This is a genomic window from Citrobacter sp. Cpo037 (assembly GCF_030332945.1).
Lineage (GTDB): Bacteria > Pseudomonadota > Gammaproteobacteria > Enterobacterales > Enterobacteriaceae > Citrobacter > Citrobacter portucalensis.
The window spans coordinates 39,582-51,814 of the sequence record NZ_JAOWGW010000046.1 but is presented as its reverse complement, the minus strand read 5'-3'; the positions used below and the strand labels follow the sequence as shown (position 1 = coordinate 51,814).

At 52.2% G+C, this 12,233-nt stretch carries 12 protein-coding genes; 6 read left to right on the top strand and 6 right to left on the bottom strand.

Annotated elements, in window-relative coordinates; translation table 11 throughout:
- The first annotated feature begins 1 nt into the window (after window position 1).
- The 3 genes from OGX94_RS06265 to clcB all read left to right on the top strand — a co-directional run bounded on the left by OGX94_RS06265 (window position 2) and on the right by clcB (window position 2,925).
- The gene (locus tag OGX94_RS06265) at window positions 2-856 is read left to right on the top strand and encodes a dimethyl sulfoxide reductase anchor subunit family protein (RefSeq protein ID WP_257661721.1); all 855 of its coding nucleotides are present in this window, start codon (window positions 2-4) and stop codon (window positions 854-856) included.
- Between the two features lie 42 nt (window positions 857-898).
- The gene (gene dmsD, locus OGX94_RS06260; RefSeq protein ID WP_257661720.1) at window positions 899-1,513 is read left to right on the top strand and encodes a Tat proofreading chaperone DmsD; all 615 of its coding nucleotides are present in this window, start codon (window positions 899-901) and stop codon (window positions 1,511-1,513) included.
- A gap of 122 nt (window positions 1,514-1,635) precedes the next feature.
- A complete protein-coding gene (clcB, locus tag OGX94_RS06255) occupies window positions 1,636-2,925 on the top strand; it encodes a voltage-gated ClC-type chloride channel ClcB (protein ID WP_257661719.1) in 1,290 nt (429 codons plus the stop codon).
- Here clcB and bioD read toward each other — a convergent pair.
- The 3 genes from bioD to ynfL all read right to left on the bottom strand — a co-directional run bounded on the left by bioD (window position 2,881) and on the right by ynfL (window position 5,950).
- A complete protein-coding gene (gene bioD, locus OGX94_RS06250) occupies window positions 2,881-3,576 on the bottom strand; it encodes a dethiobiotin synthase (RefSeq protein ID WP_020996409.1) in 696 nt (231 codons plus the stop codon). The two genes, clcB and bioD, sit on opposite strands and share 45 nt — an antisense overlap.
- A gap of 125 nt (window positions 3,577-3,701) precedes the next feature.
- The gene (gene mlc / locus OGX94_RS06245; RefSeq protein ID WP_257661718.1) at window positions 3,702-4,922 is read right to left on the bottom strand and encodes a sugar metabolism global transcriptional regulator Mlc; all 1,221 of its coding nucleotides are present in this window, start codon (window positions 4,920-4,922) and stop codon (window positions 3,702-3,704) included.
- A gap of 128 nt (window positions 4,923-5,050) precedes the next feature.
- Complete coding sequence (gene ynfL / locus OGX94_RS06240) at window positions 5,051-5,950, bottom strand: multidrug efflux transcriptional activator YnfL/SxtR(Kp) (protein ID WP_003832887.1); 900 nt, start codon at window positions 5,948-5,950, stop codon at window positions 5,051-5,053.
- A gap of 107 nt (window positions 5,951-6,057) precedes the next feature.
- Between ynfL and ynfM the strand changes: the two genes are divergently transcribed.
- Window positions 6,058-7,311 (top strand): multidrug efflux MFS transporter YnfM/SxtP(Kp), encoded by a 1,254-nt coding sequence (gene ynfM, locus OGX94_RS06235; RefSeq protein ID WP_197385000.1) that lies wholly within the window; start codon window positions 6,058-6,060, stop codon window positions 7,309-7,311.
- A 33-nt stretch (window positions 7,312-7,344) separates the two neighbouring features.
- Here the strand turns inward: ynfM and OGX94_RS06230 are convergent, their stop codons facing one another.
- The 3 genes from OGX94_RS06230 to OGX94_RS06220 form a co-directional block, all read right to left on the bottom strand.
- Window positions 7,345-8,031 carry a CPBP family intramembrane glutamic endopeptidase gene (locus tag OGX94_RS06230; RefSeq protein ID WP_003832885.1) on the bottom strand — a complete coding sequence of 229 codons (687 nt, stop codon included), beginning with the start codon at window positions 8,029-8,031 and terminating at the stop codon, window positions 7,345-7,347.
- Between the two features lie 143 nt (window positions 8,032-8,174).
- Complete coding sequence (locus OGX94_RS06225) at window positions 8,175-9,665, bottom strand: sensor histidine kinase (RefSeq protein WP_191221507.1); 1,491 nt, start codon at window positions 9,663-9,665, stop codon at window positions 8,175-8,177.
- On the bottom strand, window positions 9,662-10,384 hold the full coding sequence (locus OGX94_RS06220; RefSeq protein ID WP_008784719.1) for a winged helix-turn-helix domain-containing protein: 723 nt from the start codon (window positions 10,382-10,384) through the stop codon (window positions 9,662-9,664). Before OGX94_RS06220 ends, OGX94_RS06225 begins: the two co-directional genes overlap by 4 nt.
- 188 nt (window positions 10,385-10,572) lie before the next feature.
- Between OGX94_RS06220 and msrP the strand changes: the two genes are divergently transcribed.
- Window positions 10,573-11,577 carry a protein-methionine-sulfoxide reductase catalytic subunit MsrP gene (gene msrP / locus OGX94_RS06215; RefSeq protein ID WP_164562800.1) on the top strand — a complete coding sequence of 335 codons (1,005 nt, stop codon included), beginning with the start codon at window positions 10,573-10,575 and terminating at the stop codon, window positions 11,575-11,577.
- Window positions 11,578-12,204 carry a protein-methionine-sulfoxide reductase heme-binding subunit MsrQ gene (gene msrQ / locus OGX94_RS06210; protein ID WP_286568911.1) on the top strand — a complete coding sequence of 209 codons (627 nt, stop codon included), beginning with the start codon at window positions 11,578-11,580 and terminating at the stop codon, window positions 12,202-12,204. It begins immediately after the preceding gene.
- The last annotated feature ends 29 nt before the right edge of the window (window positions 12,205-12,233 follow it).

The window sequence follows — 12,233 nt, the reverse complement described above, 5'->3', positions numbered from 1 at the left end:
AATGGGAAATGGATGGCATGAATGGCCGCTGGTACTGTTCACGGTGCTGGGCCAGTGCGTAGCCGGGGCGCTGATCGTAAGTGGTTACGGCTGGCTGACCGCTAAGGATGGGCTGGTAAAACGACGTATCGTTCGCAGTATGTTTTTTCTCTGGCTGGTGATGGGCATCGCCTTTCTCGCCTCGATCATGCATTTAGGTTCGCCGCTGCGCGCGTTTAACTCACTGAACAGAATTGGCGCATCGGCGCTGAGTAACGAAATCGCCGGTGGTTCACTGTTTTTCGCCGTCGGGGGCTTGTGGTGGCTGGTGGCGTTTCTCGGTAAAATGCCCGCAGCGTTAGGTAAAATCTGGCTGCTGTTGAGCATGCTGCTGGGCCTGGTATTTATCTTTGCGATGACCAACGTCTACCAGATAGACACCGTCCCAACCTGGTATAACGGCTATACTACACTGGCATTTTTCATGACGATGCTGCTCAGTGGACCGTTTTTTGCCGCTCTGCTGCTGCGTGCTGCAGGTGTTTCTTTTAACGCCGCCAGATTCGCCGGTATCAGCGTGCTGGCCCTGCTGGTGACCGTGGCGGTTATTGTGCTGCAGGGACTGTCACTCGGCGAGATCCACAGTTCGGTACAATCCGCCAGCGCGCTGGTTCCCGACTACGGCAGTTTACAGGTCTGGCGAGTCCTGCTGCTGGCTGCGGGTCTGGGTTGCTGGATATGTCCGTTGATCCGTTGCAAAGGACCGTCCGTTGGCGGGTTGGCACTCGGATTAATTCTGGTGCTTGTCGGTGAAATCATTGGCCGCGGATTGTTTTACGGTTTACATATGACAGTCGGAATGACTGTCGCAGGTTAACTTTCGGGTGCGGGGCAACCCGCACTGTTCAGGATTGTTTGCATGACCCATTTTTCACAACGAGACAACTTTTCTACTGCAGCGCGTGTGCTCGGCGCGCTGTTTTACTATGCCCCAGACAGTGCCGAAGCTTCGGCACTGGTCAGTGCGTTAAGAACCGATGGCTGGCAGGCGCAGTGGCCGCTTGAAAAGACAACGCTTTCGCCGTTAGCCGCTCAGTTTCAGGCTGAGGCCGATGAGTCTCTCCCGCAGGCCTGGCAACGTCTGTTTGTTGGTCCTTATGCGCTCCATTCTCCGCCATGGGGATCCGTCTGGCTGGATCGTGAAAACGTGTTGTTTGGCGACTCCACGCTGGCATTACGTCAGTGGATGCGGGACAACGGCATCCAGTTTGCGATGCAGCAAAATGAGCCAGAAGATCACTTTGGTTCGCTGCTGTTGCTGACGGCCTGGCTTGCCGAGAACGAACGCCACACCGAGTGCGAGCAACTGCTGGCCTGGCATCTCTTCCCATGGTCATCACGCTTTCTTAATGTGTTTATCGAAAAAGCCGACCACCCGTTCTACCAGGCGCTGGGTGAGCTGGCGCGTCTGACGCTGGCACAGTGGCAATCACAGTTACTGATCCCGGTAGCCGATAAGCCTTTGTTCCGTTAATTTCGTCACAGGCAGGAATTGTCCTGCCTGTGGTGCATCATCATGTTGCGCACGCTGAGCTTTTGCTTCTGTTGCCTAATAGCCGCAAAATAGAGCGTCTGAATTTTCCAGTCTGGCCACTCATGCATCATTTACATGCTTACCCTGACCTGCGTGCCATGTTCCGCCGCCTGCTGATCGCCGCGTTGATTGGCGTCCTTGCTGCGCTGGCCGTCGCAGGATTTCGTCATGCCATGCTGCTTCTCGAATGGTTGTTTCTGAGCAACAACACGGGAAGTCTGGTCAACGCAGCGACAAACCTTTCGCCTTTAAGGCGTATGCTGACACCTGCACTCGGCGGTCTGGCGGCTGGATTACTACTGTGGGGTTGGCAAAAATTTAACCGTTTACGTCCGCAGGCTCCCACTGATTATATGGAAGCCCTGCAAACCGACGGACAATTTGACGTCAGTGCAAGCCTGGTGAAATCGCTGGCCTCGTTACTGGTCGTCGCCAGCGGGAGTGCCATCGGACGTGAAGGTGCCATGATTTTACTGGCGGCCCTGGCGGCCTCCTGCTTTGCTCAACGCTTTACCCCGCGTACAGAATGGAAGTTATGGATTGCCTGCGGCGCCGCTGCAGGTATGGCTGGAGCCTATCATGCCCCGCTGGCGGGCAGTTTATTTATTGCCGAAGTATTGTTTGGCACGCTGATCCTCGCCTCACTGGGACCGGTAGTGGTATCCGCCGTAGTCGCATTACTCACCACCAATCTGCTTAGCGACAGCAATGCGCTGCTGTATACCGTGCACCTGTCGCGGGAATTACATGCTCTGGAATACGTTATGATTGTCAGCACTGGTCTGGCTGCTGGCATCTGCGGACCGCTCTTCATGTGGTTGATGACTGCCAGCCATAATGTATTTTTGCGCTTAAAACTCTCGCCGCCGTGGCAACTGGCGCTTGGCGGGCTGATCGTTGGCCTGCTTTCATTGCTCACGCCTGCGGTCTGGGGTAATGGCTACAGCGTGGTGCAGTCATATTTACTTTCACCACCGCTGCTGGCCGTGGTTAGCGGGATTTTTATCTGCAAATTACTGGCGGTGCTTGCCAGCAGTGGATCCGGTGCACCAGGTGGCGTGTTTACGCCAACGCTGTTTGTCGGCTTGTCGGTGGGCATGTTGCTGGGTCTGGTATGGGGATTATGGCTTCCAGGCTCGGATGAAATTGCCATTTTGCTGGGATTAACGGGGATGGCCACGCTGCTGGCGGCTACCACGCATGCACCAATAATGTCGACGTTGATGGTTTGTGAAATGACCGGGGAGTATCGCCTGCTCCCCGGATTACTGATCGCCTGTGTCCTGGCGTCGGTGCTGTCGCGTACGTTACGCCACGACTCTATCTACCGACAGAACGCTGCCGAGCATTGACAGGCGGATGTACTGCGACAGTTCACGCTGCTCTGCACGAGGCAGATAAGGCAGTTCACCGATCAGCGGTGCAGGTAATTTTTTACCCAGCACATCAATGATTTCCGCATAATGCGCCAGCCCAGGGTTAATGCGATTCGCAACCCAGCCAATCAACGGCAGTCCGTCGCTGGCTATCGCCTGCGCGGTGAGGATCGCATGATTAATACAGCCTTCCTGGATACCCACTACCATCAGCACCGGCAGTTGTTCCTGCACCACCCACTCCGATAACGGACGCAGATCGTTCATCAAGCTCCGCCAGCCTCCGGTGCCTTCTACGACAACGTGATCGACTTTTTCGCTGAGGCTTGCGAGACCGTTGGATAACAGGGTGTAATTGACCGGGCCACTATGCGCCACGCTACTTTCATCTTCGCTCAACGCAATTGGGTTAATTGCCTCATAGGGCAGCTCGATAGATGACACACTTTGCAGTACCAGTGCATCTTTGTTGCGCAGACCTTCAGGCGTCTCTTTGCTGCCTTTGGCCACAGGTTTGTAACCTGCAACGCTTTTACCCCCTGACGCTAACGCTTGTAGTAATGCGCGGGAAACCACGGTCTTCCCAACAGAAGTGTCTGTACCTGTAATAAAGAAACGCTTCAGCATCACTAACTCCACCGTTATGCTTTGAAAATATAAGTCAGGAAAATAAAACAGTGGAGAAAGTCTAAGGTATGACGACCAGGATCAGCTTGAGATAGCGCAATTTTTCGTACAACAGTTAAAAAATGTTAACCCTGTAATAGACGAATCAACAAAGAACCGTTATACATCGCGTCCTTCACGAGTGCCGCCCCTGCCATCGTCCCCTGATTGGTAAACTGGGTACTTTCAACGACTATATGCTGACTGTAAGCCGGAAGCGCCTGCTGACGAATGCTGTCAGCGATGGTTGAGAACAAGATATCTGCCGCTTTACTGAGCGGAGAGCCAATCAATATCTTTTGCGGGTTGAACAAATTCACCATGATGGCAAGAATTCGACCGACGTGGGTCCCGACGCCGCTAATGATATCTTTCGCCAATAAATCACCCTGCATGGCCGCCAGACACAGCGCGTCTACCGTTAACGGTTGTCCATGTAGAGAAGAACTCATTGACTGCTTCAGCCGCACCTGCGCCAATTCGAGTACGCTGTCGACGCTGGCGATTGTTTCCAGACAACCATGGTTGCCGCAGTAGCAGCGTTTACCGTAGGGATCGACCTGCGTATGGCCAATCTCCACCAGGCTACTGCTGCCTGCATGCAGCAAATGCCCGTCAGTGATCACCCCTGCACCCACGTTATGATCGATCACCACCTGAATGACGTCGCGTGCACCACGCGAAGCGCCAAAAAGCGCCTCGGCCATCGTCCAGGCGCTGATATCGTGCTGAATATACACCGGCACGCCGGTATGGTTCTCAAGCGCTTCGCCCAACGGCATCTCTTTGACATCTTCGTAAAATGGCATGCGATGAACGATACCGTTTTCAGTATCAATAATACCGGGTAAGGTGATGGCGATGGAGGTTAAGCGCTCCAGCTTTTGCTGGTGGCGGATGAAAAACTGATCGACCTGCGTAATCACGCGATCCAGCAACGGCGTTTCACTGACCAGTGGCATGTCCAGGCAATCTTCAACCACCAGCTTGCTGCTCAGGTCGCGTAGCGCCAGAAAAATCTCGCCGCGACTGATACGAATGGATAAGTAGTGCCAGGCCTCCGTTTCGACAACCAGCCCAACGGCCGGACGACCACGGCTACCCGCTTCCTTGATTTCCAGCTCTTGCACCAGATGCGCTTCGAGCATTTCGCGGACAATTTTGGTAATGCTGGCAGGCGCCAATTGTGCCAGGCGAGAGAGATCAATACGCGATACCGGACCCAGCTGATCAATCAGGCGATAAACCGCGCCCGCATTGGTCTGCTTAATTTGATCGATATGCCCAGGCTGACTATCAGCAACCACCACTTACTCCCTTTATTTTCGCGCTCCGAAATAATCTGCGGGCTATGGTGAAGCACTTCAATGGCTTCCGTCAACTTTTTACTTAGCCTTGTGATTTACTGCACATTTTCGCCCATTTTTAAACTAAATTAACCGCCCTGAACGGCCGCCAGCAACTGCTCACGAAAGCGTTGCGCGGCGTGACTTTGCTCATGATGCTTTGGCCACACTAACCACATTTCCGAGACAGCATCTTCTTCCGCTATCGGGATCCAACACATTTCATACAGCTGCACCCGTTTAAAAGAAGCAGGAAGTATAGAAACCCCTAATCCTGCGGCCACCAGCCCAATGATAGTCATCGCCTCGCCAACCTCCTGCGCAATCGTCGGTTTCAGTCCATAGCGACGCATCAGGCCCAGAATATCGTCATACAACCCTGTCCCCACATGGGGGTCAAAAAAGACAAATGGCTCATTCGCCAGTTCGGCCAACGTAACCACGGGTTTTTGCGCCAACGGATGCGCACGTGGGATCATTGCCATCAGTGGTTCATGCAGAATGATTTCACGCTCCAGTGTATCCGGTAGCTGCGTATTGCGCAGAAGTCCCAAATCCAGCGTTCCTTCATTGAGCGGGGCAATTTGCTCACGTGTGTTCATTTCACGGGTTTGCATATGCACTGCCGGGTAGCTTTGGCGAAACAGAGATAACGTATCTGAAACCGCTTTGATAAACGGCGCGGACGACGTAAAGCCAATACGCAATTCCCCTGCTTCTCCCAGATGCAAACGCTCAGCCCTAGCGGCGGCTTCATTAACCAGCCCGAGGATCTGCCGACTGTCCGCCAGAAACTGCTTTCCGGCAGAGGTCAGCGCCACGCTACGGTTAGTTCGGGCAAGTAACCGGGCGCCAACCTGCTGTTCAAGGATCTGGATCTGCTGGCTTAGCGGCGGTTGCGAAATGTTTAACCGCGCCGCCGCCCGACCAAAATGCAGCTCTTCGGCAACGGCCACAAAGTAACGTAAATGACGCAGTTCGATATTCATATTTTTAAAATATTATTTGAGATTATTAATATATTAGACAGAATATTATGATTTTCATACTCTTATGGCTGGTCCTGTAGACGTAATTGAATGAGCAAGGATTTCAAGTGAGCCGTACAACAACTGTCGATACCGCGCCAACAAGCGATGTTGATGAACAGATAGTTACCCCGCCGGATGGTTTTATCAAACGCGGAACATCCCCATTTATGCGCGTCACGCTGGCGCTGTTTTCCGCCGGGCTGGCGACTTTTGCCCTCCTCTATTGCGTACAACCCATACTGCCAGTGCTTTCGCACGAGTTTGGGGTATCTCCCGCCAGCAGCAGTATTTCGCTTTCCATATCAACGGCGATGCTGGCGATAGGGTTGCTGTTTACCGGCCCACTTTCAGATGCTATTGGCCGCAAGCCGGTGATGGTTACCGCGCTGCTGCTCGCCTCTTGTTGTACGCTGCTTTCAACGATGATGACCAGCTGGCACGGTATTTTAATCATGCGTGCTCTGATAGGACTTTCACTGAGCGGCGTCGCGGCGGTAGGGATGACCTATCTGAGTGAAGAAATTCATCCCAGTTTCGTCGCCTTCTCAATGGGCCTGTATATCAGCGGTAACTCAATTGGCGGAATGAGTGGTCGCTTAATTAGCGGCGTGTTTACCGACTTTTTTAACTGGCGTATCGCGCTGGCGGCGATCGGCTGTTTTGCCCTTGCCTCTGCACTGATGTTCTGGAGAATCTTACCGGAATCCCGTCATTTCAGACCTACGTCGCTGCGCCCGAAAACGTTGTTTATCAACTTCCGCTTGCACTGGCGCGACAAAGGTTTGCCGCTGCTGTTTGCGGAAGGTTTTTTGTTGATGGGGTCGTTTGTCACGCTGTTTAATTACATCGGCTACCGCCTGATGCTCTCCCCGTGGGAGCTCAGCCAGGCGGTTGTAGGTTTGTTATCTGTGGCGTATCTGACTGGGACCTGGAGTTCGCCAAAGGCGGGTTCTATGACCACTCGTTATGGCCGTGGCCCGGTAATGCTCTTTTCAACAGGCGTGATGCTGGTTGGACTGTTAATGACCCTGTTCACATCGCTATGGCTGATCTTCGCCGGGATGCTGCTCTTTTCAGCCGGGTTCTTTGCCGCGCACTCCGTAGCAAGCAGTTGGATTGGACCACGAGCAAAACGCGCTAAAGGCCAGGCTTCTTCCCTGTATCTGTTCAGCTATTATCTGGGATCCAGTATTGCCGGTACGCTGGGCGGTGTGTTCTGGCACAGCTATGGCTGGAACGGTGTGGGCGGATTTATCGCCCTGATGCTGGTGTTGGCGTTGCTGGTCGGTGCGCGTTTGCACCATCGTCTGCACGTATAATCCACGATGCCCGGGTTCCGGGCATCACCTTCATCACCCTGGCTGTAACGTCTGAGCCGCCATCTGCAGAGCAACAACCGTCCCGTTCATCACTATATGCAGCAAAATTGGCATCAACAGACCGTTGCTTTTCAGTCTGGCCAGGATCAACACCTGCGACACAAGAAACAACATCAGCAACGTGCGTAGATCCACATACTGCGTATGCATGATGGCAAAAATGACCGATACCACCACTGACGACAGCCAGGTTTTATTATTGAACCAGTACTGGAACGCGTTGAATAAACAGCCTCTGAAAACAATTTCTTCATAAACTGGCGCGATAAATATCAGGGTCAACGTAGATAACCACAACGCATAACTACTTAAGGATATTTGGCTGGTCACCCACGCTTCAGTTTGTCTGAGACCCAAAATCAATGGCAGGATAAGCTGAATAAACAGCAGCGCCGCGAACAAAATGGCAAACCACCTGGCGTTGAAAATGCCTTTGCCCAGTCCCTCTCTTTTTCTAAAGAAGAAATAATACAGCGGAACCAGCACAACAAATTCCAGCGCAAACAGCAGCGGAAAAAGTAACCCTTTGGCAAGCAGGTCCTGACTCGCGGGGAAAAACAACGGGGTAAACGTGAGGCCAAACATCAGTAAAAACATTGAAAAGCAGCCAGCAACTGCTTTGGTCCTGGCGATATACAGGTTGTCGGCATCCTGTGACATACGATCTCCTTGCGCTCATCGAAGATAAGTTGATGAATTATCTATGCATGATAAAAATTCTCATTATCACTGACAACCTACCAACTTTTACGCAATGCCCATGGGTACAACGCCAAAACCCTCTTTACTCCGGAATTTCACCGTCAGCTACTCAGAGGGGAATCCGCCAGCGGCAACGAGAAACGGAAGCAAGCCCCTGCCGTTGAGCTAACCAGATGGATATCCCCTCCATGCAGCTCGAGCATTCTACGCACGATCAGTAAGCCCAGACCGCCGCGCTCAGCCCGCTGCTCACGGGGAATTAACGCGGTCGGGCGCTGAAACAATACTTCTCGCACAGCTTCTTCTACCCCTGGCCCACTGTCCTGCACTTCGGCTAATAAACGGTCTTCATCACGCCAGACTTTTAGCCGTACTTCGCCTCCGTCAGGCGTATGACGGATAGCATTATCCAGCAAATTCGTCACGACTCTTTCTATCATCGATAAATCGGCATTCACCAGCGGTAACGGCCCCGTTACGTCAAGGTGCAACTGCAAATGACGCGTGGCAACAGGGAGATCAAATTTCTGTGCCACGTCCTGGATCAATTCACCAATAGCAAAACGTTCACGCTGCGGTTTTATACCGCCATGCTCCAGCCTTGCCAGCTCAAACAGCTGTTGTGACAGATGGCGAACTTTATGCCCCTGGCGCAGCGCGATGCTAAGATAATGCCGATTTTCCTCAGGCGTCATCGTATCGGCTTTCAGCGACAGCATTTCCAGATACCCCAACAGTGAAGTCAACGGCGTGCGTAAATCGTGCGAAATATTGGCAATAAACTCTCTGCGCTGACGATCGCTGTCTGCTAATAAATCCCACTGCTGGGCAATTTTCTGCGCTAACTCGATAAACGCATTGTTCAGCAGCGCTATTTCATTCTCCGGTACCGGTTCGGGATTTTTTTGCGCCAGCTGTTTGATGACGCTAATGCTGTCCTGTTCCAGTTTGACCACCTGCCCAGTCAGCCTTTTCACTGGATTCGTCACCCATCGCCACACCAGGAATCCAGCGATTGCACCAGCTAATAAAACCAGTATTAACGTCCAGGCCACGGTATTCCAGAGCGTTTTTTGCCAGGCGGTATTCGCCAGCATATTCAGGTCTTCACCCTGCAGAATAATGTACAAATAGCCATGTAGCTCACCGTTATATAAAACCGGCGCTGCGCTGAATACCTTTTGCTGGCTGCTACGCGGATCGTTGCCATAGACGGGCAACGCATCTGAGTTAAGGAAATCCTGGATCGGCTGCACGCTAATTTTCTGCCGCTGGATATGCCCGGGCGGTGCAGCATCAGCAAGTATTTCACCTGATGGTGAAATCAGATACAGCTCCACGCTGGGGTTGAGCGTCATCAGGTGATTAAACAATCCTTTTAAGGTCTGGCGATTAATCTGCCCGCTGGTATCAATAAGCGACTCACTTTTGACAATCTTGCTCGCCAGCTCCATCGAGAGCCTTTGCACCATGGCGTCACCATACTGTTTACTGCTGCGGATCTGGACAACACTGACGGTAACCGCACAAATCAGCATAATGGAGGTAAAGACGAGGGTCAGACGCTGGCTCAGCGACAGGCGATAAATCATGGCTGATGCTCCGCGTTAACCGCAGCAAGCTTATAGCCTCGTCCCCAAACCGTGAGAATAATTTCCGGCTCCGCAGCATCCTTTTCAATTTTGGTCCGCAGGCGATTAATATGACTGTTCACCGTATGCTCATACCCTTCATGCTGGTAGCCCCACACCTGATCTAACAGCGCCTGACGCGAAAAGACCTCGCCTGGATGACGGGCGAAAAAATAGAGCAGATCGAATTCGCGCGGCGTTAAATCGAGCGATTTACCATGCAGCCGGACTTCCCGCGCTAATGGGTCAATTTCTACGCCATGAACGGTGATAATCCCCGCCTCCATACGTAAGTTCTGACTCATCGCTTCCTGACGGCGAAACAACGCCTTTACCCGGGCCATCAACTCCAGCACCGAGAAAGGTTTGGCCAGATAATCATCGGCACCCATTTCCAGCCCCAATACACGGTGCGTTTCGCTGGTGCGGGCGCTGATGATAATGACGGGCAAATAAAAACTCATTTGGCGAATGCGACGACAAATCTCCAGCCCGTCGACACCCGGCAGCATCAGATCGAGGATAACGGCATCCCAGACGTGTTTCTCCAGTTGTTCAAGCGCACGAGCTCCGTCTGCTTCATGAACAATTTCGTAACCCTCATCCTTCAGGCTAAGCTGCAAAAGTGAGGCAATATCGCTGTCATCTTCCACCAAAAATATCTTTTTCGCGCCTGCCATCAGTGTCATCCCCCTCTCGTCGTGCTGAAAGCTTACCTCAGGCAAGGGGCGGAAGTTATCACAAAATTTTTAACTTTTCGTGAGGATCCAGGGATACGCATACGCGCAGTATGTCGTTATAGACACGTCAGACATCAACAGGGAAACGTCGCTTGTTTTCCTTAACATGAAAATAAGAAGGATAAGTCATGCTAAAAAAACGTCCACTTCGGGAAGCAGATGTTACAGCCGAGTCAGTATTTTTTATGCAACGACGACAGATCCTCAAAGCACTTGGGATAGGTGCTGCTGCGGCCACGCTGTCCTCCCCTACACAGGCTAATTTGCTGGATTGGTTTAAAGGCAACGATCGTCCACCGGCCCCCGCAGGCAAAGCGCTTGAGTTCACAAAGCCCGAGCGCTGGCAAAACAGCCTGTCACTGACGCCAGAAGACAAGGTGACGGGCTACAACAATTTCTACGAATTTGGTCTGGATAAAGCCGATCCTGCCGCCAATGCCGGTAGCCTGAAAACCGATCCCTGGACGTTAACCATCAGCGGTGAGGTCAACAAACCTTTAACCTTGGATCATGATGCGCTGACCACACGCTTTCCATTAGAAGAGCGTATTTATCGGATGCGTTGCGTTGAGGCCTGGTCGATGGTTGTGCCGTGGGTGGGTTTTCCGTTGCATAAATTACTGGCGCTGGTTGAGCCAACCAGTCACGCCAAATACGTCGCTTTTGAAACACGCTACGCCCCTGATGAAATGCCGGGTCAGAAAGACCGCTTTATTGGCGGTGGGTTGAAATATCCCTATGTCGAAGGTCTGCGGTTGGATGAGGCTATGCACCCACTCACACTTCTCACCGTAGGCGTATATGGCAAAGCATTGCCGCCGCAAAACGGGGCGCCGATACGCCTGACCGTGCCCTGGAAATACGGCTTCAAGGGCATTAAATCGATAGTCAGTATTAAGCTGACGCGTGAGCAGCCACCGACGACCTGGAATATGTCAGCACCGAATGAATACGGATTTTACGCCAACGTAAATCCGCAGGTCGATCATCCTCGCTGGTCTCAGGCTACTGAGCGTTTTATCGGTTCCGGTGGCATTCTTGATGTACAGAGACAGCCCACGTTACCTTTTAATGGTTATGCCGATGAGGTGGCATCGTTATATCAGGGCATGGATCTTCAGGAGTATTTTTAAGTGAGGTTGACTGCAAAACAGATAACCGGCCTGAAAGTGCTGCTGCATCTCGCCGGTTTTTTACCCCTGCTATGGCTCTTCTGGGCCGCGCAGCATGGCGGGTTGGGTGCCGACCCGGGAAAAGATATCCAGCACTTTACGGGCATTGCCGCGCTGAAGTTTTTGCTGGCTACCCTGCTGGTATCGCCGCTTGCTCGCTATGCAAAGCAGCCTTTGTTGTTTCGTACCCGGCGGTTGTTAGGTTTATGGTGCTTTGCATGGGCCACACTGCATATTACCAGCTATGCTCTGCTGGAACTGGGTATACAAAACCTGGGATTGTTGGGTCGTGAACTGGTTTCACGCCCATGGCTAATGCTGGGTATGTCCGGTTGGATTATCTTATTCCTGTTGACGTTGACCTCGACACAAGCCGCTCAGCGTAAAATGGGCAAACGCTGGCAAACATTGCACAACTACGTCTACCTGGCCGCCATTTTGCTACCGCTGCATTATCTGTGGTCGGTAAAAGTGTTATCACCGCTCCCTATTATCTACGCCATCTGTTTTGTGGTTCTGCTGGCTTTTCGCTATAAAAAGCTGTTACGGAAAACCGGGTACAAAGGTGTGTTTATGAAAAGTGAGTGAATCACGGTAAACTTCTTAACCACACCTAA

Excerpts from the sequence above, each read along its gene's own strand:
- OGX94_RS06265 (WP_257661721.1), top strand. The coding sequence starts at position 2 with ATGGGAAATGGATGGCATGAATGGCCGCTGGTACTGTTCACGGTGCTG.
- dmsD (WP_257661720.1), top strand. The coding sequence starts at position 899 with ATGACCCATTTTTCACAACGAGACAACTTTTCTACTGCAGCGCGTGTG.
- clcB (WP_257661719.1), top strand. The coding sequence starts at position 1,636 with ATGCATCATTTACATGCTTACCCTGACCTGCGTGCCATGTTCCGCCGC.
- bioD (WP_020996409.1), bottom strand. The coding sequence starts at position 3,576 with ATGCTGAAGCGTTTCTTTATTACAGGTACAGACACTTCTGTTGGGAAG.
- ynfL (WP_003832887.1), bottom strand. The coding sequence starts at position 5,950 with ATGAATATCGAACTGCGTCATTTACGTTACTTTGTGGCCGTTGCCGAA.
- OGX94_RS06230 (WP_003832885.1), bottom strand. The coding sequence starts at position 8,031 with ATGTCACAGGATGCCGACAACCTGTATATCGCCAGGACCAAAGCAGTT.
- OGX94_RS06225 (WP_191221507.1), bottom strand. The coding sequence starts at position 9,665 with ATGATTTATCGCCTGTCGCTGAGCCAGCGTCTGACCCTCGTCTTTACC.
- OGX94_RS06220 (WP_008784719.1), bottom strand. The coding sequence starts at position 10,384 with ATGGCAGGCGCGAAAAAGATATTTTTGGTGGAAGATGACAGCGATATT.
- msrP (WP_164562800.1), top strand. The coding sequence starts at position 10,573 with ATGCTAAAAAAACGTCCACTTCGGGAAGCAGATGTTACAGCCGAGTCA.